Genomic DNA, 21445 nt, shown 5'->3' with positions numbered 1-21445 from the left:
TCAATCTTTCCAGAGATCCATTGCATCAAGAAAGTCACTTGAAACAGTCACATTCTTAGGAGTCTGAATTTCTCTTTCTGCATTTTTCGCTTCTACTTGCGCAACTGTAGTAATTCCCTCACGGCGCCAGTTTCGTAGAATAGCTTGGATGTATTTCCAATTTGTTTTGTTGTTAAAAACAGCTTCTTTCAAGGCTGCACGAACCAAATCAATCGAAGTTTTGTCATCCTCAATAGTCTTCTCCAAATCTTCGATTTCAAACGGCGATAAAAAGCGGCCCAATTCACGTTCAAAATCACCCACCAAGGTCTTCAAATCATTCTCTGGTTGCACAATCTCAACTGCCTGTTTTGGAGTTAACAGAGCATCCAATTTTTCAAAAGCAGGAAGCGCATCGAATATCATTTCAATTTCACCAGCAATACTGATTGTCTTAAATTCTAAGAGTCCAGCATCTTGGAGATTTTCAATAGCTTGATTGACCTGGGCAACTGTTTTACCAGTAGCTTGAGCAATCTCACTAGGTGCTAATGATTCGATAGCTGAAGAATTTTGATAAAAGAAAAACTGCCAAATCAAAAAATCATCTGCCGACGGAAAAAGCTCTTGATAGTGGAATAATATTGCTGCTGGCAGGACCAAATGTCCCTGACGAAATTGCTGTGAATAGTTCATACTTCCTCTTTAAAGACTAGCTGACTGGGCTGATTGTTCAAAGATATGCCAGTCGTATGGAGTTTCTTGATAGACAGCGTAATTCACCCAGTTGGTAAAGAATTGTGCTGCTGGTAAATTCCAAGAGAGAGATGGTTTGCTTGTAGGGTCATCTTCTTTGAAATAATTTTCCGGTAAATGGGGATTTTTTCCAGCTATACAATCACGTTGGTATTCCTTAGCTAGGGTATCCCTATCATACTCTAAATGTCCAAAACTATAAATTTCTCTTAAATCCTTGCTGGCTAAAATGGATAGGCCAACTTCTGGACCTTGTGATAAAATCGTCAACCCACTCAGATGGGCAATATCTGCTTCTCTTACTTCCGTATAACGGGAGTGTGGCGAACGAAATTCATCGTCAAATCCACGCATAAGAGGGCTAGTTGGATTAGTCACTTCTTGACAATATACACCTGATAGTTTTCGAGACATACTGTGTTTGGGTACACCATAGCGTGCATACAAACCAGCCTGTGCTCCCCAACAAATGTGCAATGTTGAATAAACATGTGTTTTTGACCAATCAAAAACTTGAGTAAGTTCTTGCCAGTAATCAACTTCCTCAAAAGGTAAGTTTTCAACTGGTGCTCCTGTCACGATGAGCCCATCAAAATAGCTATCCCTGACCTGCTCAAAAGTCTTATAAAACTGCTTCAAATGGTCCGAGTGTGTATTTTTGGACTCGTGACTAGCCATGTAGAGAAATTCAACCTCTAGCTGTAAAGGAGTGTTAGCCAAAAGACGGAGCAACTGAGTCTCCGTCACTATCTTCTGTGGCATGAGATTGAGAATAAGGATTTTGATAGGACGGATGTCCTGATGACTAGCTCGGTCACTATCCATCACAAAAATATTCTCTTTTCTCAAAATTTCAACTGCTGGTAATGATTTTTCAATTTTAATTGGCATAAGCAACCTCCCAATTTTCTTATATTTATTATAAGACAGGTTGCTATGCAATTCAATTAGAATAAAAATAGGACCAGTTATAAGTTTTGGCTATAACCTTAGATTAATAGTGCATCAAAACCTTGTAGTCGTAATCGCCGATTGCTTCGCGGCCTTTCAAATCATCTAGCTCAATCAAGAAGGCACAGCCAGCAACGATACCGCCAAGCTTTTCAATCATTTCGATCGTAGCTTTTACAGTACCGCCAGTTGCCAACAAGTCATCGACAATCAAGACACGTTGTCCTGGTTTGATTGCGTCTGCATGCATCGTCAATGTATCTACACCATATTCTTTTTCATAGTCAGCTGAGATAACCTCACGTGGTAACTTACCTGGCTTACGAACTGGTGCAAAACCGATTCCCAATTCAAAGGCAACTGGACATCCAACAATGAAACCACGCGCCTCTGGCCCAACAATCATATCGATTTGCTTATCTGTCGCATACTGAACGATTTCACGTACTGCATAGCTATAAGCATTTCCATCTGCCATCAAAGGGCTAATGTCACGGAATTCGATACCTTCTTTTGGATAGTTCGGAATTGTTGCGATGTAATCTTTTAAGTTCATTTGTCTCTCTCTTTTTAAAAATAATTTTTACTCTTCATTATACCATGAAATTGTTTTTTGGTACATTTCAGACCTATATCTTTAGCAAATCGTCTCCTCACATTCGCCACACAAGCTGCCCTGCTATGTCCACCATAGGAAAAGCTTCCTTGCTGATTAAAGTAAGACTGCTCCCAGCCAACCTCATTTCTTCCTTTTTAGTAGTGGCGCAAGCGAGTAGGCGATAAATAGACTCCCATCTTTGAGCGTAGCAATTCTTTCCGAAAAACGGGATCCTGCGTGCCAACTGGAGCCATATCAAGTTGTCTATGGCGCTTATTATTAGCTCTGGCATAATTGAAGGAAGCCCCGTTTACCACGCCATTGACATGTGGTCGTTCTTCTAAAATCAAGGCAAATTGTCCATCTTGATTTAGGATAAATTCGCTGTGAAAATGAATCAAAATCTTCATATTGACTGGCAAGGTCTTCTGATTTTTCTTTCCGAACAGTTGTTTATTGTGTAGGCGGGCAGATTCTCGTAAGCGGTAAGACCACCGAGGTAGGCTACGTAAATAGGCTACTAGAGCCTGCCAGTCTGTTTTTCCTTTTCCAAACTGCTGACGTACCCAAAAAGCCTGCTGATAGGAAATAAGGTAGCGCAGTTGATGGACCTGTCTGTTTAACGGCCGTTTGACTTCTAATTCTCGAACTGGAAAAGCTTTGTCAACTAGCTTAGCAAAATACCGCCAAAACGGATGGTGTGGAGGACAATTCACATCCATCTTCTGCAAAAGTTCAGGTAATAGCCCGTGACTTAATTCCTCAGGAAAATCTAACATATTCATACTTTGCTCCAATAAAGCCGTCGCTTTCTCTTGGCTTAAAGAGCGACTGTCAACTTTTATCAACTGATAAAAGCTAGTTGAGGCAAAAATAGTAGCTTCTTTTATGAAATTTTGAACAAATGCTGGGATGTCTTCTTGTTTTAGAGGCAACAGTTGTTTCAGGAAAACCTTTTTGATGGCTCTTTCTGACCATCCTACTCGCCGTAATTCAATCAGTGCGTGCTTTATTTCGGTTATCTGTTCAAGATTTTTCAACAGACTTTTTTGCCTGATAAACCTATAAGTGTAGAGAAGCGTTCCAATCACTCCAACAACAACCAGAGCTTCTACTGTCATCAAACGCGACCACATAGCCATTCATAAATTTCCTGAACAGTGCCAAGCGCCATCAACTCTTGTTGGATAACTGTTTCTTTCAATTCTTGATATATTTGACTTTCTGAAATCTCTCGCTTCTGCGCCTCTTTATTGACCCGCATGACCCCATCCGTAATCGTGACGAATTCTAATTCTTGGAAAATCTGAATCATTTTGACCAAGAGACTGTCCTTAATTTTTAAGTAACCAGCCAAATCTTTCAGTTTGTAGCGGACATCAAACTCATCAAATTGGTAAATAGTCTTATACAATTTAGCGAATTGTTCTCGGCTACCATAACCATCTAGATAGTACGGTTTGGCAATTTCATTTTTAAAATAAATAGCTTCAAATTCTCTTTCCTGAAAATAGCTACGCAGACTACTGAGGTCCTCAGGCAAGTTAGCTAAGACAATTGCTTTGTTATCTGCTACTGGATTTTCAATGTCCAAAATTGGGACTCCTGCAGGAATAGGATGTTGTTTTCCACGAATATTATAAAGTTGAACACCATTGACCCGAGCATCAACCAACATGAGCTGAAGACTGGTATTGCCATTCCATTGATTGACAGACAAGGTGACAGCTAGTTCTAAGCCCTTGGCCTGTGAAAATTCCAAGGCTAGATTGCCCTTACCAAAAGCAACCACATCAAATCCAGCAGCACCTTTAGTAATGCGTAGTTTCAAATGGGCATTATTCTGCCCCATGGTTCTTGCTGATTCCACCTGAAAGTCTCTGATGTAGAATACAGGCTTTTTATTATCCATGCCATAAGGCGCAAGCTTCTCGAAAGATTTTAGAGTATCTAGGGTTAATTCCTCTAAATCCAATTCTTCATCTAAGACCAGCGAAGACTTGCTGGATAAATCCAATTTATTTTCGATAATGTAGTCTGTCAAGGTCAGAGCAAGCTCTTCAAGTTTGTCAACTTCCAAGGTCATACCTGCTGCACCAGCATGACCACCAAAGGCGATAAATAGGTCCTGATGATCTTTAAGGGCCTTGAAAATGTCAACTGCTTCAACAGAACGAGCCGACCCCTTTGCCTTACCATCTTCAATCGACAAAACGATAACAGGCTGGTGTAATTCTTCTAGTAGGCGTCCTGCCACAATCCCTAAAACACCTGGATTCCAACCTTCTTTAGCCAGAACTTGAACAGGTCTATCTCTTCGCAACATTGTTTTTGCTTCATCATAAATTGCTTGGACAACGTCTTTGCGTTCTACATTTTTACTGTCAATCATGAGGGCAATTTGATGGGCCTCTTCGTCATCAAAACCAGTCAGTAATTCGATGGCTGGATTAGGATCATCGAGTCGACCAAGGGCATTCAACCTGGGAGCAAGTTGGAAACCAACTGTTTCTTCATCAAGGCTATCCATCTCAATGCCAGCTATCTTTATCAACTCTTGCAAACCTGCTCGCTCAGTCTGTTTGAGAAGAGAAAGACCGTACTTGACCATGACCCGATTTTCATCGGTCAAGCTAACCATATCAGCGATGGTGCCAATTGCGACCAAATCCAGCAAGTCTGCATGAACCGTTTCAAGAAGGGCACAGGCCAATTTGAAAGCCACACCGCAACCTGCCAAATGTTTGAAGGGATAATTTCCCTCTGGATGCTCTGGATGTACAATCGCATAGGCATTGGGAAGGGTTTCCTGCATGGAATGGTGGTCTGTGACAACAACATCGACACCCATTTCCTGGGCATAGGCAATCGCTTCATGACCCGCTACGCCATTGTCCACCGTCACAATTAGAGAAATCCCCTGCTGCTCGATAAAATACTTGTAAACTGACTGATTCGGCCCATAGCCGTCTGTGAAACGGTTGGGAAGATAAACTTGGACTTCTGCCCCCATTTCCTCCAGAGTTTCTTTCAGAATAGATGCCGAGGTCATGCCGTCTGCGTCATAATCTCCATAAATCAAAATTTGTTCGTAATCTTCGATTGCTCGGCGAATCCGCTCTACCGCCTTGTCCATATCATGTAGTAAATAGGGATCGTGAAGGTCTTCTAAGCTTGGTTGTAAGAAAGTATGCAATTCTTCCGCCGAATGGATGCCACGTTCATACAGCAACTTAGCCGCTACCGGGTCCACTCCTTCTTTTTTAGCAATTTTGATAAATTGTTCATCAGAAAAACCGGTCAATAATTGCCAGTCATAATTGGGTTTTATCACGTTTTTTACTCCTTAATACTCAAAATCACAAGTAACCTGTAACTTTTCCGAGTATAAACTATCTTTCTATTATATCATTTTCCAAGAAAAATGGAGCAAGGTAAGACCGAAACAGAATGTCGATCCCTTGCTCCATGAAGAACGAATAGTGCAATTTATAATAAAGGTGAAATAATTCGCAGTAGGGCTCCTCCCAAACGCTTATACCAAGAGTACGTTTTATGGAAGGTTAGAAGGTTAATTTGCTGTGATTTTTTGAAGGAATGAGTAAAGTCATCCTTAATAGCTGCCAAAACTGCCGAGTGATTGTAAATATAGAGACCGCACTCAAAATTAAGATAAAAAGAGCGAAAATCCATATTCACCGTACCAACAGTAGCTTTCTTATCATCGACCAAAACAACTTTGGAATGGACAAACCCAGGCTGGAATTCAAAGATTTCAATTCCTGCTTCCAAGTAAGTCGGAAAATCAGTACGAGCAGCCAAATAGGCTGATTTTTTATCGTAGATATGCGGGAGCAGAATACGAACCTCGACTCCACGCTTCGCAGCATAAGTCAAATTATCAATCATTTCATCATCCAACACTAAGTAGGGTGTCATGATATAAATATAATCCGTTGCCGACTGAATCATGTCTAGGCAGACTCGTTTGGCTACCTCATCTCCATCAAATGGATTCTCGCCATACGGAAGGAAGAAACCTTCAGCATCAACGGTTTCCGTCTCTAAATCTTTATGCGTTTTGAGGTATTTTAGGTCATTTGTCTCTGTCTTTTCATTGTAATTCCACATTTGAAGGAACATCAACGTAAAGTTTGCAACAGCTTCTCCCCTAATCATAATCGCTGCGTCTTTCCAGTAACCAAAACGCACTTTCTTGTTGATGTATTCATCTGCGATATTAATGCCACCAGTAAAGGCAACCTTTCCATCAATAATCGCAATTTTTCTATGGTCACGGTTATTTTGCACCGTAGATAAGGCTGGGATAATTTGAGAAAATACTTTGGCTTTTATCCCATATTTTCTCAAGGTTTTATAGTAATTATAGGGAAGATTGGTCAGTGAATTCATCCCATCATACATAAAACGAACTTCCACCCCTTGCGCTGCCTTTTCCTTCAAAATGTCAAGGATAGAATCCCACATATATCCCATATCGACAATAAAGTACTCCATAAAAATATACTGCTCTGCCTTTTTCAATTCTTCTAGTAGAGCTTCAAATTTTTCCTGACCTGTTGAAAAATAGACGGCATCCGTATTGGTATGAATTGGGTAGCCAACGTACTCACTCATGAAGTGAGCTAATTTCAGTTGCTCCTTATCTTCCTGCTCCAATGCCTTCATGACCTTTTCAGACGTCTTACTATACTCCCGAAGTCTTTGTGCTTGCTTATGAAAATTTTTACGATAACGTTTGGTTTCAATGTTGGACTGCAAAATAAAATAGAATAGAGCACCAAAAATCGGAATACCAATGACAAAAATAATCCAGGTTAACTTAAAACTGGTATTCATCGGTCTATTGATGATTGAAATAGCTACAAAAATCGAAAAAATTTGCAAAACAATCAATAAAGCAGGCATATAGGTAGCTGCCGAACCTACCAACCAAAGAATAAGGAAAATGGTTAGAATAATCAAACTAATGACAATAAATGTCCGACTGTATATAATTTTCCAAAGTTTTTCCATACATCTCTCCCTTATTTTTTTCCCATTATACCAGATTATAGTCAAATATCCTACTAATTATCGCAGTAGATTTCTCGCAGTTCTTACTTGAAAACAGCACCCCTATCTCCTACATCATAAAACACCGACATAGACCGGTGTTTTACTTATATATATTATCTGTCAAAATTTCTACGGTTTACCGTAACGTAAGCCCATAGCATTGATAGCGACAATAACCGTCGATAGACTCATGAGCACGGCCGCCAATAAAGGATCCACCATAATGCCCATGCTTGGATAAAGGATTCCAGCAGCTAAAGGAATGGCAATGATGTTGTATCCTGCCCCAAACCAGAGATTTTGCCTCATTTTGCGGATGGTTGTCTTGGCAATGCTCAACATATCCAAGACTGCTGATGGATTGGATTGAACCAAGACCACGTCTGCAGAGTGGATGGCAACAGAAGTTCCTGCGCCAATGGCAAAGCCTAAATCTGCCGTCGCTAGAGCAGGCGAATCATTGACCCCATCGCCGATGAAAAGAACTGCCCCACGCGCCTGATAGTCCTTGACCAGTTTTGCCTTATCCTCTGGTTTAAGTTCAGCTCGGTAATCCTCTATGCCCAACTGAATGGCTACTTTTTGTGCGGTAGCTGGATTGTCACCCGTTAACATCACAGGACTAATCCCCTGCGCTTTCAAGCCTTCTACAAAATCTTTAGCATCTTCTTTTATCTGGTCTCCCAAGGCTACAAATCCCAAGACTACACGATCAGCCACCAAAAAACTCAAAGTAAGGCCCAAATCAAGATAAGGTACAATCACGTCCTGATCCACTGACAAACCTATTTCCTGCAGACCTTTGTAGGACATAATTTCATAAATCCTTCCATCCAAGACGCCTCGAATCCCACTACCAGGGATATTCTCAACCCGTTCTGCTTGATAGAAAAGTGGACCTGCCGCCTCCACAATCGAAAGGGCAATTGGGTGGGTTGAAAGAACTTCTAACGCTGCCATTTTGGCCAGCGTATCTGCTCCCTCAACCAAATCTTGACTGTGGCGAACTTGAAATTTTCCGTCGGTCAAGGTTCCGGTCTTATCCATCAAGGCAAACCGAATCTGGTTAACCTGTTCAAGAGCTGTTCGGTTCTGAACCAAAAGACCATTTTTTGAAGAAATCGTGGTCAATCGCGCCACAACAAGGGGAATGGCTAGACCAAGGGCATGCGGACAGGCAATGACAAAAACAGAAACTGCCATCATCAAGGCAAAGGCAAGATTAGCCGTCATGGTCCAATAAATAAAGGCCAAAATCCCCACAATTAAAGCTGCATAGAAGAGCCAAGAGGCTACGCGGTCAGCCATATTTTCAAGCTTGGATTTCTGGTTTTGCGCTTGACGGACCATTTCGGTCACCTGCGCCAAAAAGCTGTCCTTACCAAGACTGGTCACTTCCATTTCAAAGGGCATGTTTTGATTGAGCGAACCACCGAATACCCTATCTCCTGCCTCTTTTTTGACAGCTCGAGATTCCCCAGTAATCATGGATTCATCAATATGAGCAACACTCAAAATCTTACCGTCAGCCGGAATTTTTTCATTTTCCTTGACTAGGAGGAAATCCCCAATCTGCAAGTCCTCTACCGCAACATCTGTCCCATCCTTGAGATGGGCTTTTTTCGGAATGAGAGAGGCCAAGTCTTTCAGGGCATCGCCTGCTCCCATAACCGCCTTCATCTCAATGATATGCCCAATCAGCATAATGACAATCAGCGTAGACAACTCAAACCAAAAGTTCATGCTTTCTTGTCCCAATAACGCTAAAATGGTCGCATAAACGGAGTAAAGATAGGAAACAATAATCCCCATGGAAATCAGGGTCATCATTGCCGGTTTTTTAGCTCGCAACTCCCCTCTAGCTCCGTTAAAGAAAGGTGTTCCTGAGTAGAAGAAGATAATAGAACCTAGTATCAGCTGGACAAGTTCAACACCCGGAAAACGTAAGAGAGTAAAACCTGCAATTGGAGAAATGGCCAGTAGGGGAATCATGACTGCCACTGCCACCTTGAGCTTTGTATTCATATCCCCCATGTGCATCATGTGCCCACCATGCTCCATCATGTCATGGTCATGCTGATGAGCATCATGAGTATGATGAGAATGATGAGAATGATGAGAATGATGAGAATGATGACTGACGTCAGAGCCCCCTACATGATGATGGTCGTGATGGACGTGATGGTCAGAATGATGATTGGCGTGAACCCCCTCTTCATGAGGATGCTCCTGGTGATGAGAATGATGGCTGGTCTGACCAACTTCCTCAGAATGCATCATATGTTGGTGTTCCTGCTTATTTTCTTTTGAATGGTTCATAAGATAACTCCTATTTCTGTCTACATTTGTAATCGATTTACAATTATAGTTTACACTTGTAGTCAAAAAATGTCAACCGATTAGATCAAAAAAAACTAGAATGGCATTAATCCATCTAGGTCATATTATGTGTTCACTTTTCTTTATTTCAAATTAAAGACCGTACTGGCCAGATAATCAGCCAGTCTCGGAAAAAGAGTATATAGCTTATGAGCAGCTGCTAGTGACCAAGGCAGATTGATGTCTCGTTTCTTCGTCCCCATAGCTGAAACAATCTTCTTGGCAACATAGTCTGGTTGCAGCAAGAAAGCCTTAACACTCTCTTGGTAGCTGCCGTCAGGGTCAGCCTGATCGAAAAAGCTGGTCGCAATAGGTCCTGGGTTGACCGTAGTCACTGTCACACCGTACTGGGCTAATTCCAAGCGAATAGTATTTGAAAATCCCATGGCCGCAAACTTAGTCGCAGAATAAACGGATGACTTGCTTGAAGCAATCAAGCCTGACATGGAAATGATATTGATCATCTGCCCGCTCCGTCTTGCCTTCATTCGTTTACCTACTAAACGGCACATGGTCATCAAAGCAAAGGTATTGATATCAAACATGGCCTGCACCTGCTGGCTGGAAAAATTCTCAAAATCATCATAAATAGCATAGCCAGCATTATTGACTAAAATATCAATCTGACCAAACTGACTATCCAGTTCCTCAAAGAATGCCGTCAGGGCTGCTTCATCTCGGATGTCTACATCAAAGACAGCCTTTTTTTCATGGTAAGCATAGAGCTGCTCAATTTTTTCGACATCACGACCTAGCAAGATTAAAAAATCATCCTTCAGCAAGGACACCATTTCCTGTACCAAGCCACCAGAAGCACCTGTGATTAGAATGGTTCTCATACTTCGATTTCCTCTAAATCTTTAACAATATGAACATGATCAAAAACCTTGCTGGCATCATTTCTCAACTGGCTAACATCCTTGGCCAAAAATCGAGGACTAATGTGGTTGAGAAGCAGCTGCTTGACACCAGCATCCTTGGCAACCTGAGCGGCTTCCATATTGGTCGAATGCCCATGCTTGCGAGCAATCTTCTCATCGCCTTTTCCGTAAGTCGCCTCATGCACCAGCACATCAGCATTGACAGCCAGACGGACACTAGCATGACACTTGCGCGTATCACCAAGAATGGTCACCACCTTACCAGGCCGAGGAGGAGAAATATAGTCACTCGCGATAATTTCAGTCCCATCTTCTAGCGTCACATTTTGACCATTTTTGATTTTTCCAAAAAGGGGACCAAATGGTACACCTGCCGCGCGCAGAGCCTCTGCATCCAAGGTCCCTTCCAAATCTTTTTGGATGACACGATAGCCGACACAAGGAATGGTATGGTCCAGTTTTTCAGCGAATACCGTGAATTTGTCTGTTTCTAGGACCTGACCTACCGTATCCACATCAAACTCATGAAAATGAATGCGATAAGGTAGGCGTGTCCCTGATACTTTCAAACTTGCTAAGACAAAGGAACGAATGCCCACAGGACCGTAAATATCAATATCAGTCTGCTCCTCACTTGACTGGAAAGAACGACTAGATAAAAAACCAGGCAGTCCAAAAATATGGTCTCCGTGCAGGTGAGTGATAAAGATTTTTGCGACTTTACGTGGGCGAATAGTCGTTTCCAAAATTTGATTTTGAGTTCCTTCACCACAGTCAAATAACCAAACCTGATTGATTTCATCCAAGAGTTTCAAGGCCAAACTGGATACATTTCGAGCCTTGGAGGGCTGTCCAGCCCCCGTACCTAAAAATTGAATTTGCATTGTTTACTTTCTAATGTTTTATATATAAAATTGCAGAGCGACCCGACCAGACATAGTAATACTGGCCAGCATATCCGTCCGCCACTTCCAGCACTTCTTCCTGATTAAAGCCTGAAATCTTGACCAAACCTTCTGTCGTCTCCACTTGGGTCAAAAGGTAGTCTGTTTCAACTTCCTTTAACTCGGCCTCCTCAAAGGGATTGACTTTCATAAAAATCTTGCCCTCCTCCACAAAGACGACATAGTGGGGAAAGACTTGGGCAATTTCAAAGAGCAAGCTATCTGTCACTTCCTCTGCTCCTTCCGAAAAAACCTGGGCCAGACCATCAGCCGACACATAGGCAAATCCGAAAGACTTACCTGATAAATTCAGGCGGACAAAGGGTTTGCTTTCAGCAAAGCTGGGTTCTTTTGGAAAAAGGCAGAGCTGCTGAGATAGAGTGAGATAGTAGTTCGTCGCCTCTTCTGCTCCTTGTTTCTGGTAGATTTCCGCAAAATAGGCATTGAGCACCGAAGGCGGTGGCGTGATAAAATCTAGTTTTTGTTGGTCAGTCAAATCGACTAATTTCTTAGCCAGATAGACCTTGTCCAGACTGGTAAAGCCACCGTATTTGATTGCCAAATCAAGATAATCCGTCATAAAATTCTTCCAACTTCCATTTATTGCTGGAAGCGATATAGCCTGATACCACTTCCACATCCTCTTCGTAGATCCGATTTTCTATTAGGGCTAGAGTAGCTAAATCATGCAATTTATAAGATTCAGCAAGTGGCACCCTGACCTCAAATCGTTCAAACATGGTCTTAATCTTGGCCAAGACCATCATCTGAATATGGCCTTTGGCATTTTCATCCTTAGCAGACAGCATGACATGAGGAAACTGACTTGGGGTAAAGCTGTCATCCGTCTTGTCCAGCTTGTTGTAGAGGGCCAGACGAGGAATATCCAGCATATCCAGATCTTTCAAAATATCCAAGACCACCTGCTCCTGCTCGCTGTGATTGGGGTCAGAAGCGTCGATGACATGGAGCAAGAGGTCCACGTTCATGGACTCCTCCAAGGTGGACTTGAAGGCAGAAATCAACTCAGTCGGCAGGTCCTGAATGAAACCAACCGTGTCGGTCAGGGTCACGTTGAACTTGTCGGCCAAGTTAATCTGCTTGGTCGTGGCATCAAGCGTCGCAAAGAGTTCATCTGCCTCGTACTGTCTCTTGTCAGTCATGGCGTTCATAATAGTGGACTTGCCAGCATTGGTATAGCCAATCAAGCCGATTTTGAAAACGCCTGATTGCAGACGGCGTTCACGGACAGTAGCTCGGTTCTTCTCCACCGTTTTGAGTTGGCGTTCGATGTCGTGAATCTGGTTGCGAATGCTTCGACGGTTGAGCTCCAACTGGCTTTCACCTGGTCCACGAGAGCCGATACCACCTGCCTGACGACTGAGCATGATGCCTTGTCCAACCAAACGTGGCAACATGTACTTGAGCTGGGCTAAGTGGACCTGCAGTTTCCCTTCGTGACTCCGTGCCCGCATGGCAAAAATATCCAAAATCAACTGCATGCGGTCGATAACCTTGACACCTAAAATCTCCTCCAAATTGACATTCTGACGGGGTGTCAGTCGGTTATTGACAATAACCGTATCAATCTCGTCAGCTTCGACCATCTGGGCAATTTCTTCTAGTTTCCCTGAGCCGACAAAGGTCTTGCTGTCATATTTTTCCCGTTTTTGAGTGTAGACTCCCTTGACTACAGCCCCAGCTGTCTTGGCCAGGCTTGCCAACTCCTCCATGGACATGTCAAAGTTGTCTGTCTGCTGTAATTCCACTCCGACCAGGAGAGCGCGTTCTTGTTCTTTCTGCGTTTCAATCATTTAAAAATTCCTCCACGGCGGTGAAAATCTGCAACTTGTAATCTGGTTCGCCTACTGAATAAAAGGGAACCTGCATGCGATTTCTAAACCAGGTCAATTGGCGTTTGGCGAAGCGACGGCTATTTTGCTTGACCTTATCAACTGCTTCTTCTAGGTTGATTTGACCTGCTAAGTATGGGAAAAACTCCTTGTAGCCAATTCCCATAGCAGCTTGGGCTTGGGGATGTTCTTGGTAGAGCCAGCTAACTTCATCTAGTAAGCCCGCCGCCATCATCTTATCCACTCGCTGATTGATGCGGTCGTAAAGAACCTGTCTGTCATCCGTCAGGCAGATGTAAAGAGGCTCATATTCTGACTCTGTATTTTCTAAGTTTTTTCCAAATTTTTTCAACTCAAGTCCACGAATAATTCTCCGTCGGCTGTTTCCATCAACCGTCAAACCTGCCTGCTCTGCCATTGCTTCCAAAACCTCGTCAGACAAGCAGTCGAGTTCCGCCCGATAGGCCAGAACTTGCTCCTGGTCAACCTGCCCGCCCAGATGGTAGCCTTCAAGCAAGCTCTGAATGTAAAGCCCTGTCCCACCCACGATAATAGGCAGCTTGCCACGACTGGTAATGCCTGCAATCAAAGCTTTGGCTTCTGCTACAAATTCATAAGCCGAATAGCCCTGGGTCACATCTCTGACATCAATCAAGTGATGAACCGCAGCAACCTGCTCTTCTGGGCTAGCCTTTGCCGTACCAATATCCAGTTTGCGATAGACTTGCTGGCTATCACCGCTGATAATTTCTCCCTTGTAGCGCTGGGCCAATTCAATTCCTAAAGCAGTTTTTCCTACCGCAGTTGGTCCAATGACCACAATAACTTTAGTTTTCATCTTTTTCCTTGAAAATATTTTGTTTTTTCGCTAAAATCTATTATAACACAAGTAAAGGAGAAATAACTATGGCTAAAGGTTTTGGTAAAGGTTTCTTAACAGGTGTTCTTTCTACAGTTGCTCTTGCAGCAGGTGCAGTCTTCACCGTTCACAAAACAATCATTGAACCAGAAGAAAAGAAAGAAGCCTTCATTGAAGAAAATCGCAAAAAAGCTGCGCGCCGTCGTGTCGCACATTAAAAAGCTGGCAGGAGTCCAGCTTTTTTGTTTGACAAAAAATCCCTTAGAAGCTCTGCCATTTTCACAGAAAAATGCCAGCCTTCTTAAGGGATTATACTTTATAAGATAATATCTTCTTTTTCGATCAGAACAATAGTCCACATCATGGCAAGTGTGACGATAGCCAGAGCAAGAATCAATGGCATCCAGTTTCCGAAGATTGGATAGCTATAACCGAGAAGGCCTGGTCCAAATGCTGCAATGAGATAGCCACCTGTCTGCACCATTCCTGATAGCTGGGCAGTAGCTTGGCTGTTGCTTGTTTTCAAAGTAAAGCTCAACATCATATAAGGGAAGAGGGCTGCATTTGAAAAACTTAAAATAATGTGAAGTGCTGACCAAAGAATGAGATTGGTCGGAATCAATGCCATCATAGCCAAGCCGAGCAAGGTAACAGATGAAATAGCCAGCATGATATTTCGACGCATTTCTTTTGTCTGACGGGAAAGAACAGCTGGGATAATCATTGACATGGGAATAGCTGTCATATTAAAGAAACCAGCCATTAGACCTGCTTCTGCCTTACTAAAGCCAACTGATTGAGAAATGGTTGGCAACCAGGTAATCTCTGTATAGTAGAGGACTGATTGTAGCCCACCAAATATCAAAAAGGCAATCGCTGCTTTATTTTTCCAGATAGATGATTTCTGTTTTCCTTGGTTCTCACTTGCAAATCGATGGTTATTTTTTACATTAGGCAACCAGATTAGGAAAGCCATAAACACCAATCCTGTAATTAACAGAATAAAAAATTCCCAAGAACTAGAGGATACAATTGGAACAGCAATCATGGATGCAACTGTTGCCGCCACCCCCATGAGAGTGATATAAATCGTCGTATACAGACCAATTTTCTTTGGAAAATTAGCCGCAACCAAACTTGGTAGCAAAACATTAATAAACGCTATTGTAGCACCAACAAGCATAGTACCAATGTAAAGGGCTGGTAAGTTGAGAACTCGCATCCCTGAACCAAGCACCATGACCAGTAAGACCAGGGCCATTAGTTTTTCCATGCCAAACTTAGCCGCAAGACGCGGTGCTAAGGATGAACAGAGAGCAAACATGATGAGCGGAATAGAGGTTAAAATTCCTAATGAACTCACTTCTACTCCCAGTCCTGCTGCCACATCTGTCAAAATAGCAGGTAAAGCTGTAAAGGGGGCACGCATCACGACCCCTAGCATGACGATTCCTGCAATTATAAAGGGTGATTGTTTTTTCATTTTTCTCCTAAGTCTCCTAATGTTCGGATTTCAGCACTTTCGATTATACCATAGTTGACAAATGATAGAAAGTTATTTCCGTCTATTTTTTCTAGTTATAGTTTTTAACTATGGATTTGCCATGAAAATAACTATTTTTCAAATGATAGCTTATGAGTTAGAATAGGTTCATCACTAAAACGAAAGAAAGAGAGATACATATATGACAACTTCAAGATTCCAATTAGTCGGTTCACTTCTTCGACCAGCAAACTTAGGAGAATTTAAACGTAAAATTGAGCATCGTGACAATATCCAATACCCATTCTACGATGCCTTTGATGACTATCAAGAAACTGAAGCTGCAACTATCGAAGCGATTGTCGCTGAACAAAAAGCAAATGGTATTGATATTGTAACAGACGGTGAGTTTTCAAAATCAATGTGGCATCTTGACTTTGTCTGGGGCTTCGATGGTATCGAGCGTTACATTGCTGAGCATGGTTATCCTTTTAAAGACCATGATGGACAAATTTTTGAAACACGTAAGGATATTGGATTACGTATCACCGGTCCTCTTTCAGCAAAAAATCACCATTTCATTGACATTTATAAAAAAGTTAAAGAACTAGCTGGTGAAACTGATACAAAGTTAACTGTATGGGGACCTGCCCATGCCTTTACCGAGCTTGTTCTCTTCAATGGTCAAGTCGGTCCAGACCAAGTTTATAAAACACGTGAGGATTTGAAAGAAGCTTTATTGGCTGCCTATAGAGAATTTTTAGACCAGTACAAGGAAGCTGGTGGACAAATCGTTCAATTCGATGACTGCCTTTGGGAATTATTCGACCCTGCTAACCCTGTACCTTTCTTGCCACAAGACGATTCTGAAGCATTGGCTGCTTTGGCTGACGAGTTTGTTGCTATCAATAATGCTGTTATTGATTACGGACATGAAATTGGCTTGACCGTCTGGACGCACAACTGCCGTGGTAACTATGAAAGCCGCTCAGCAGCTGGCGGAACTTACGAAGCCATTGCTGAAAAATTCCTGCGTGACCAAAAATACGATCGATTCTTCCTTGAGTGGGATGATGAACGTGCAGGTGATTTAAAAGCTTTGGAAAGCTTGCGTGATAAGAATGTCGAAGTCGTTCTTGGTCTACTTTCAAGTAAAACTTCTGATTTGGATGATGAAGAACGTGTTTATAAATTACTCGAGGAAGCAAGCAAGATTATTCCAAAAGAGCGTCTCTACTTGTCACATCAATGTGGATTCGCTTCATGTGATTCAGGTAATGAATTGGCCATCCCGCAACAGTGGGCAAAAATTAAACAAGGCCAAGAAATTGCAGAGAAGTTTTGGTCTTAAGCCACTTCTTGTTATTCGTGCATAAAAGCCCCGCCATTTGGCAGGGCTTTTATTTGTTTGTTAATCAATCCTAATATAGCAAAGGCGCCAACAGTAAAATCACAAGTAAGGCTAACAAATGCCCAACTGTCACTAGGATAAACGAATACTTGAGTCCACGTTTCATACTTAATTTCGAAAGATTGTGGAAGGTAATCATCACGCCAGACTGAGGCACAACTGTCAAGATAGCTGATGCAACAACTACTACACGATGTAGCAACTCTGGATTAATCCCCATTTCCAAATAGGCAGGGAGAAAATTACTTGAAGCGATCCCAACCGCACCAGAGGATGAACCAATAATACCACTGAGTAGGGCTGTTGACACAGACAAGCTAATCAAAGGCGAACCTGGAATTTGTTGGATCCACTCCTGAATAACTGCGAAACCAGCTGACAAGGTCAAGACTGTACCAAATGCTACTGTACTAGATGTGGCAAAGGCTGGTACAATAGACGCTGTCGCAGCAGTGTTCAAGATTTCTTTTTGATTTGGCAGATAGGGATAGAAAATCAAGGCCGATAAGAGAATTGAAACTAGCAAACCGATTGCCAAGACATTTGGCAACTTGTTTAGAAGAAAGATTGTTCCAATTAGACTAATGAGTGGCAAAACTGACAGAAACAGATTTGGTTTCTTTTCAGCTATCATTACTGCTACTTCATCCTCTTCTTCATTATAGGTTTCACCATTTGCCAGACTCTTACTGAGACAATAGGCCATATAAAGCAAACCGAATACGAGAAGTGTCAAGCTCGCTGCCAAACTAATCAATGGAGCTGCCGTCAAACTTGTTCCCAAAACCTTTGTCGGAATGACATTTTGAATAGACGGAGCACCCGGAAGCGTGGTCATCGTATAAGTACCTGCTCCCAAAAAGACAGGAATCGGAAAAAGTGCCCAGTTGATATTCAACTCTTTAAAGAGGGGGCGTGAAAGGGGAAGCAAGGTAAAAATGACTACAAAAATACTCACACCACCATAGGTCAGAATGGAAGCAATCAAAGTGATGGCTAACAAGCCCTTATAGGGACTATCTTTTCCCATTACTTTCAAAATGCTATTGGCAATCGTCTGCGTAGCTCCACTTGCCTCCATATAACGTGCCAAGATAGACCCCAACATAAAGATGGCAAAATTATTAATCAAAAAACCTGCTAAGCCTGCCATATAAGACTGCTCTTTGCCCAACATAACTTCCAAAACATTCATCTGATTGGTCAGAATGATGATTAAACTAGCTAGTGGTGCCGCAATGATAACATGTAAATTTTTTGATGTCCAATAAACAATGGCTACAATAGCCAATAAAACTCCTAAAATTGCTAAAATCTCCATAGTTCCCCTTAGTTTCCCTTTTTAGTCAAGGGAGATTTTTTTAATGTCTGAAGTATCTCCTAAATTACTTACTAGCTCTTCTACCCTTTGACCAAGGCCAGGATGTCGATAATCTGCTGCAATATCAGCCAGTGGTAAAAGAACAAATGCTCTTTCATGGGCGTAAGGATGGGGAACAATCAGATTCTCTTCTTGAATCTTCTCCTCATCCCAAAAAATAATATCCAAATCAATGGTACGTTGGCCCCACTTTTCAATCCTGACCCGATCCAGATCCAGTTCAATCTGCTGGCAAAGGCCTAAAAAGTCTTGGGCAGATAAATCTGTTTCAACCTGACAGGCCAGATTGAGGAAATTAGCCTGATCTGTCTTGCCCCAAGCTGGTGTTTCATAGATGGGTGAAACCAAACCAAGTCGGCAGTCAGGATGACTGGCTAATTTGTCTAGGGCTGCCTGTAAATAGGCTTTCCGATTGCCCATGTTCCCTCCGATACTGAGATAGGCTAGATGCTTCATGGTCGTTCACGCTCCAATTCAATCCCGACAGAATCATAGTGTCCAGCAATAGGCGGATTCTCCTTGTAAATGGCCAAGCGAATCTTCTCCACCTTTGGAAATTGATCAAAAATCTCCTGACAAATAACACCTGCTACCTTTTCTATAAGGATGTAGGGTTTGCCTTCCACAACTGCTTTAATGGTTTCAAAGACCATACCGTAATGAACCGTATCTTCTAAATTGTCAGTTTGTGAAGCTGCTGTCAAGTCAACAAACAAGTCACAGTCAACTGTGAAAATTTGACCAAGAACTTGTTCTTCTTTGAAGGCACCATGGTAGCCGTAAAAGCGACATTTATTAAGAGAAATCTTATCCATGTTGACCTCCAGAAGTCAATTGGTCCCAAACTTTAACGATGTCACGGTTGGCAGCGACATTGTGAACACGGACCATTTTACAGCCTTTTTGGACTGCCCAGGCAGACAAGGCTGCCGTTGCTTGATCGCGGTCAGTCGGTAAGCTATTTCCACCAAGCAGATAGTCCACCACGCGCTTACGAGATATTCCAAATAGAACGGGATAACCGAGAGCAGTAATATGTTCCAGACCTTGCAAGAGGTCCAGATTATGTTGGACATTTTTTGAAAAACCAAATCCTGGGTCTACCCAAATCTGGTCTGCGGAAACACCAGCATCAAGTGCTGCTTGGGCACGCTCGGTCAGAAAGTTTTTGACCTCTCCAACAACATCCGCATAGCTTTCGTCTTTCTGGTTGTGCATGAGAATAATTGGTACCTTGTACTCCGCAGCCAGTGCAAACATATTTCCATCATAAAGTCCTGCCCAGACATCATTTAAAATATCTGCTCCTGCTTCCAAGGCTGCACGTGCTGTGCCTGTTTTATAGGTATCGATGCTGACAAGACAGTCATAGTTTTCTTTGATAGCGCGGATAATCGGAACCACGCGAGCAATCTCGTCTTCTTCAGACACAAAGCTTGCACCTGGACGAGTGGACTCCCCACCAACATCGATGACAGTCGCGCCGTCTGCCAACAACTTTTCTACTTGAATCAGGGCAGATTCTACCTCATTATAGTTACCCCCATCTGAAAATGAATCTGGGGTCACATTGAGAATCCCCATAATGGTTACTTGATGGGCTAATTGTTCAATTGACATAGAACCTCCTATTTATTGTGGATCATGGACAAGAGTTCACGGCGTAAGATGGCATCTTCCTTGTATTTGCCAAGGGCAACTGTAGTCACTGTCTTGCTACCTGGCTTACGAATCCCTCGCATACTCATGCACATATGCTCTGCTTCTACCATGACAAAAACACCTTCTGGTTCAAGGGCATCTTGAAGGGCATGGGCAACCTGATGGGTCAAGCGTTCCTGCAATTGAGGACGACGACTGGCTACTTCGACTGCACGCGCCAACTTGCTAAGACCTGTCACACGCCCCTTGCTCGGAATATAGGCAACATGGGCAATACCATAAAATGGGACAAGATGGTGTTCACACATAGAATGAAAAGGAATATCCTTTACCAAAACAACCTCTTCATGTCCCTCTGAAAAGACAGCTGTAAATTGGTCTTTGGGATCCTCTTCTAGGCCGTTAAACATCTCTAAATACATCTTAGCGACCCGTTTAGGCGTATCTAATAAACCTTCACGATTCGGGTCCTCACCCAATAATTCCAATAATTGATAAATTGTTTGTTCGATTTGTTCTTGTTTTGACATAGTGCATCCTAAATAGTTTGATGTTCTTATTATACCTCAAAAACTGTTTTCAGAAAAGGGCTTTCAACTTCCGAATGCAGAAACTGTCCCCGACCAATTTTAATCTAGCCCATACCCATCGACTAGCTTTGTGATATAATGGAGGAAATGATTTTCAAGGAGCTACTATGACCAAAAAACCTGTCCAACTAGCGACGATTTGCTACATTGATAATGGCAAAGAATTTCTCCTACTCCATCGCAATAAAAAAGAAAACGATGTCCACCAAGGAAAATGGATTGGGGTCGGTGGCAAGTTGGAACCTGGTGAAACTCCACAAGCCTGTGCCATTCGCGAGGTCTTTGAAGAAACAGGACTGACCGTCACCAAGCATGCCCTCAAAGGGGTCATCACCTTTCCAGACTTTACTCCAAACACTGACTGGTACACCTATGTCTTTAAGATAACTGGCTTTGAGGGAAACCTAATAGAATGCAACGAAGGAGATTTAGAATGGGTTCCTTATGACCAAGTGCTCTCCAAACCAACTTGGGAAGGCGATCGGCATTTTCAAGAATGGCTCTTGGAAAACCGTCCATTCTTCTCTGCCTGCTTCCGCTATGATGGGAACAAACTGCTGGATTACAGCGTTGATTTTTATGAAGAATAATCTAAGAACCTCTTTTCACAAGTGAAACAGAAAAAGCCCTTGGAAGTCC

At 42.5% G+C, this 21445-nt stretch carries 21 protein-coding genes; 3 read left to right on the top strand and 18 right to left on the bottom strand.

Features of this window, described 5'->3' with window-relative positions; genetic code table 11:
- The 12 genes from SST62_RS0100855 to miaA form a co-directional block, all read right to left on the bottom strand.
- Complete coding sequence (locus SST62_RS0100855) at window positions 1–675, bottom strand: DnaD domain-containing protein (RefSeq protein WP_029185924.1); 675 nt, start codon at window positions 673–675, stop codon at window positions 1–3.
- Between the two features lie 9 nt (window positions 676–684).
- The gene (metA, locus tag SST62_RS0100850) at window positions 685–1626 is read right to left on the bottom strand and encodes a homoserine O-acetyltransferase MetA (protein WP_014637718.1); all 942 of its coding nucleotides are present in this window, start codon (window positions 1624–1626) and stop codon (window positions 685–687) included.
- Window positions 1627–1729: 103 nt separating this feature from the next.
- Entirely contained in the window at window positions 1730–2242 is a 513-nt protein-coding gene (locus tag SST62_RS0100845) for an adenine phosphoribosyltransferase (RefSeq protein ID WP_002937136.1), read from the bottom strand.
- A gap of 197 nt (window positions 2243–2439) precedes the next feature.
- Window positions 2440–3426, bottom strand: a complete 987-nt coding sequence (locus SST62_RS1000000111820; RefSeq protein ID WP_079267395.1) for a DUF3114 domain-containing protein — start codon at window positions 3424–3426, stop codon at window positions 2440–2442.
- Window positions 3405–5618, bottom strand: coding sequence for a single-stranded-DNA-specific exonuclease RecJ (recJ, locus tag SST62_RS0100835; RefSeq protein ID WP_029185923.1), 2214 nt, complete (start codon window positions 5616–5618; stop codon window positions 3405–3407). Before recJ ends, SST62_RS1000000111820 begins: the two co-directional genes overlap by 22 nt.
- Before the next feature lie 155 nt (window positions 5619–5773).
- Window positions 5774–7321: a cardiolipin synthase gene (cls, locus tag SST62_RS0100830; protein WP_029185922.1), complete on the bottom strand. Its 1548-nt coding sequence runs from the start codon at window positions 7319–7321 to the stop codon at window positions 5774–5776.
- A gap of 171 nt (window positions 7322–7492) precedes the next feature.
- Window positions 7493–9682 carry a copper-translocating P-type ATPase gene (locus SST62_RS0100825; RefSeq protein ID WP_029185921.1) on the bottom strand — a complete coding sequence of 730 codons (2190 nt, stop codon included), beginning with the start codon at window positions 9680–9682 and terminating at the stop codon, window positions 7493–7495.
- Between the two features lie 143 nt (window positions 9683–9825).
- Window positions 9826–10581 carry an SDR family NAD(P)-dependent oxidoreductase gene (locus SST62_RS0100820; protein ID WP_029185920.1) on the bottom strand — a complete coding sequence of 252 codons (756 nt, stop codon included), beginning with the start codon at window positions 10579–10581 and terminating at the stop codon, window positions 9826–9828.
- Window positions 10578–11507, bottom strand: coding sequence for a ribonuclease Z (rnz, locus tag SST62_RS0100815; protein WP_029185919.1), 930 nt, complete (start codon window positions 11505–11507; stop codon window positions 10578–10580). The genes SST62_RS0100820 and rnz overlap by 4 nt, the downstream gene beginning before the upstream one ends.
- A gap of 10 nt (window positions 11508–11517) precedes the next feature.
- Window positions 11518–12147 carry a cystathionine beta-lyase gene (locus SST62_RS0100810; protein WP_029185918.1) on the bottom strand — a complete coding sequence of 210 codons (630 nt, stop codon included), beginning with the start codon at window positions 12145–12147 and terminating at the stop codon, window positions 11518–11520.
- Window positions 12131–13381: a GTPase HflX gene (gene hflX, locus SST62_RS0100805; protein WP_029185917.1), complete on the bottom strand. Its 1251-nt coding sequence runs from the start codon at window positions 13379–13381 to the stop codon at window positions 12131–12133. The genes SST62_RS0100810 and hflX overlap by 17 nt, the downstream gene beginning before the upstream one ends.
- Complete coding sequence (gene miaA, locus SST62_RS0100800; protein ID WP_029185916.1) at window positions 13374–14258, bottom strand: tRNA (adenosine(37)-N6)-dimethylallyltransferase MiaA; 885 nt, start codon at window positions 14256–14258, stop codon at window positions 13374–13376. Before miaA ends, hflX begins: the two co-directional genes overlap by 8 nt.
- A 68-nt stretch (window positions 14259–14326) precedes the next feature.
- Between miaA and SST62_RS01000000111335 the strand changes: the two genes are divergently transcribed.
- Window positions 14327–14497 carry a DUF3042 family protein gene (locus tag SST62_RS01000000111335; RefSeq protein ID WP_002941416.1) on the top strand — a complete coding sequence of 57 codons (171 nt, stop codon included), beginning with the start codon at window positions 14327–14329 and terminating at the stop codon, window positions 14495–14497.
- A 98-nt stretch (window positions 14498–14595) separates the two neighbouring features.
- On the opposite strand, the gene SST62_RS0100790 is transcribed toward SST62_RS01000000111335, so the two are convergent.
- Window positions 14596–15762, bottom strand: a complete 1167-nt coding sequence (locus SST62_RS0100790; protein ID WP_029185915.1) for an MFS transporter — start codon at window positions 15760–15762, stop codon at window positions 14596–14598.
- A gap of 202 nt (window positions 15763–15964) precedes the next feature.
- On the opposite strand from SST62_RS0100790, the gene SST62_RS0100785 reads away from it, so the two are divergent.
- Entirely contained in the window at window positions 15965–17113 is a 1149-nt protein-coding gene (locus SST62_RS0100785; RefSeq protein ID WP_029185914.1) for a cobalamin-independent methionine synthase II family protein, read from the top strand.
- 70 nt (window positions 17114–17183) lie between these two features.
- On the opposite strand, the gene SST62_RS0100780 is transcribed toward SST62_RS0100785, so the two are convergent.
- Genes SST62_RS0100780 through folE form a run of 5 tightly spaced genes read right to left on the bottom strand, consistent with a single transcriptional unit; the run spans window position 17184 to window position 20746 of the window.
- On the bottom strand, window positions 17184–18494 hold the full coding sequence (locus SST62_RS0100780; RefSeq protein WP_029185913.1) for a GntP family permease: 1311 nt from the start codon (window positions 18492–18494) through the stop codon (window positions 17184–17186).
- A 21-nt stretch (window positions 18495–18515) separates the two neighbouring features.
- Window positions 18516–19010, bottom strand: coding sequence for a 2-amino-4-hydroxy-6-hydroxymethyldihydropteridine diphosphokinase (folK, locus tag SST62_RS0100775; RefSeq protein WP_029185912.1), 495 nt, complete (start codon window positions 19008–19010; stop codon window positions 18516–18518).
- Window positions 19007–19369: a dihydroneopterin aldolase gene (folB, locus tag SST62_RS0100770; RefSeq protein ID WP_012027113.1), complete on the bottom strand. Its 363-nt coding sequence runs from the start codon at window positions 19367–19369 to the stop codon at window positions 19007–19009. The genes folK and folB overlap by 4 nt, the downstream gene beginning before the upstream one ends.
- Window positions 19362–20174: a dihydropteroate synthase gene (gene folP / locus SST62_RS0100765; protein ID WP_029185911.1), complete on the bottom strand. Its 813-nt coding sequence runs from the start codon at window positions 20172–20174 to the stop codon at window positions 19362–19364. The genes folB and folP overlap by 8 nt, the downstream gene beginning before the upstream one ends.
- A gap of 8 nt (window positions 20175–20182) precedes the next feature.
- Window positions 20183–20746, bottom strand: a complete 564-nt coding sequence (folE, locus tag SST62_RS0100760) for a GTP cyclohydrolase I FolE (RefSeq protein ID WP_002938082.1) — start codon at window positions 20744–20746, stop codon at window positions 20183–20185.
- Window positions 20747–20913: 167 nt separating this feature from the next.
- Between folE and SST62_RS0100755 the strand changes: the two genes are divergently transcribed.
- Entirely contained in the window at window positions 20914–21396 is a 483-nt protein-coding gene (locus tag SST62_RS0100755; protein ID WP_029185910.1) for an NUDIX hydrolase, read from the top strand.
- Window positions 21397–21445 lie beyond the last annotated feature (49 nt).

This window comes from Streptococcus suis YS56, assembly GCF_000440115.1.
In the GTDB taxonomy this organism is placed as follows: Bacteria; Bacillota; Bacilli; order Lactobacillales; family Streptococcaceae; genus Streptococcus; species Streptococcus suis_L.
This window is presented reverse-complemented; position numbering and strand designations above follow the sequence as displayed.

What these genes read in the sequence shown, in the direction of transcription:
- metA (WP_014637718.1), bottom strand. Translation starts at nt 1,626, where the DNA reads ATGCCAATTAAAATTGAAAAATCATTACCAGCAGTTGAAATTTTGAGA.
- folK (WP_029185912.1), bottom strand. Translation starts at nt 19,010, where the DNA reads ATGAAGCATCTAGCCTATCTCAGTATCGGAGGGAACATGGGCAATCGG.
- SST62_RS0100855 (WP_029185924.1), bottom strand. Translation starts at nt 675, where the DNA reads ATGAACTATTCACAGCAATTTCGTCAGGGACATTTGGTCCTGCCAGCA.
- SST62_RS01000000111335 (WP_002941416.1), top strand. Translation starts at nt 14,327, where the DNA reads ATGGCTAAAGGTTTTGGTAAAGGTTTCTTAACAGGTGTTCTTTCTACA.
- SST62_RS0100780 (WP_029185913.1), bottom strand. Translation starts at nt 18,494, where the DNA reads ATGGAGATTTTAGCAATTTTAGGAGTTTTATTGGCTATTGTAGCCATT.
- SST62_RS1000000111820 (WP_079267395.1), bottom strand. Translation starts at nt 3,426, where the DNA reads ATGGCTATGTGGTCGCGTTTGATGACAGTAGAAGCTCTGGTTGTTGTT.
- SST62_RS0100790 (WP_029185915.1), bottom strand. Translation starts at nt 15,762, where the DNA reads ATGAAAAAACAATCACCCTTTATAATTGCAGGAATCGTCATGCTAGGG.
- cls (WP_029185922.1), bottom strand. Translation starts at nt 7,321, where the DNA reads ATGGAAAAACTTTGGAAAATTATATACAGTCGGACATTTATTGTCATT.
- SST62_RS0100845 (WP_002937136.1), bottom strand. Translation starts at nt 2,242, where the DNA reads ATGAACTTAAAAGATTACATCGCAACAATTCCGAACTATCCAAAAGAA.
- hflX (WP_029185917.1), bottom strand. Translation starts at nt 13,381, where the DNA reads ATGATTGAAACGCAGAAAGAACAAGAACGCGCTCTCCTGGTCGGAGTG.
- folB (WP_012027113.1), bottom strand. Translation starts at nt 19,369, where the DNA reads ATGGATAAGATTTCTCTTAATAAATGTCGCTTTTACGGCTACCATGGT.
- SST62_RS0100785 (WP_029185914.1), top strand. Translation starts at nt 15,965, where the DNA reads ATGACAACTTCAAGATTCCAATTAGTCGGTTCACTTCTTCGACCAGCA.
- SST62_RS0100825 (WP_029185921.1), bottom strand. Translation starts at nt 9,682, where the DNA reads ATGAACCATTCAAAAGAAAATAAGCAGGAACACCAACATATGATGCAT.
- folP (WP_029185911.1), bottom strand. Translation starts at nt 20,174, where the DNA reads ATGTCAATTGAACAATTAGCCCATCAAGTAACCATTATGGGGATTCTC.
- SST62_RS0100810 (WP_029185918.1), bottom strand. Translation starts at nt 12,147, where the DNA reads ATGACGGATTATCTTGATTTGGCAATCAAATACGGTGGCTTTACCAGT.
- miaA (WP_029185916.1), bottom strand. Translation starts at nt 14,258, where the DNA reads ATGAAAACTAAAGTTATTGTGGTCATTGGACCAACTGCGGTAGGAAAA.
- SST62_RS0100820 (WP_029185920.1), bottom strand. Translation starts at nt 10,581, where the DNA reads ATGAGAACCATTCTAATCACAGGTGCTTCTGGTGGCTTGGTACAGGAA.
- rnz (WP_029185919.1), bottom strand. Translation starts at nt 11,507, where the DNA reads ATGCAAATTCAATTTTTAGGTACGGGGGCTGGACAGCCCTCCAAGGCT.
- folE (WP_002938082.1), bottom strand. Translation starts at nt 20,746, where the DNA reads ATGTCAAAACAAGAACAAATCGAACAAACAATTTATCAATTATTGGAA.
- SST62_RS0100755 (WP_029185910.1), top strand. Translation starts at nt 20,914, where the DNA reads ATGACCAAAAAACCTGTCCAACTAGCGACGATTTGCTACATTGATAAT.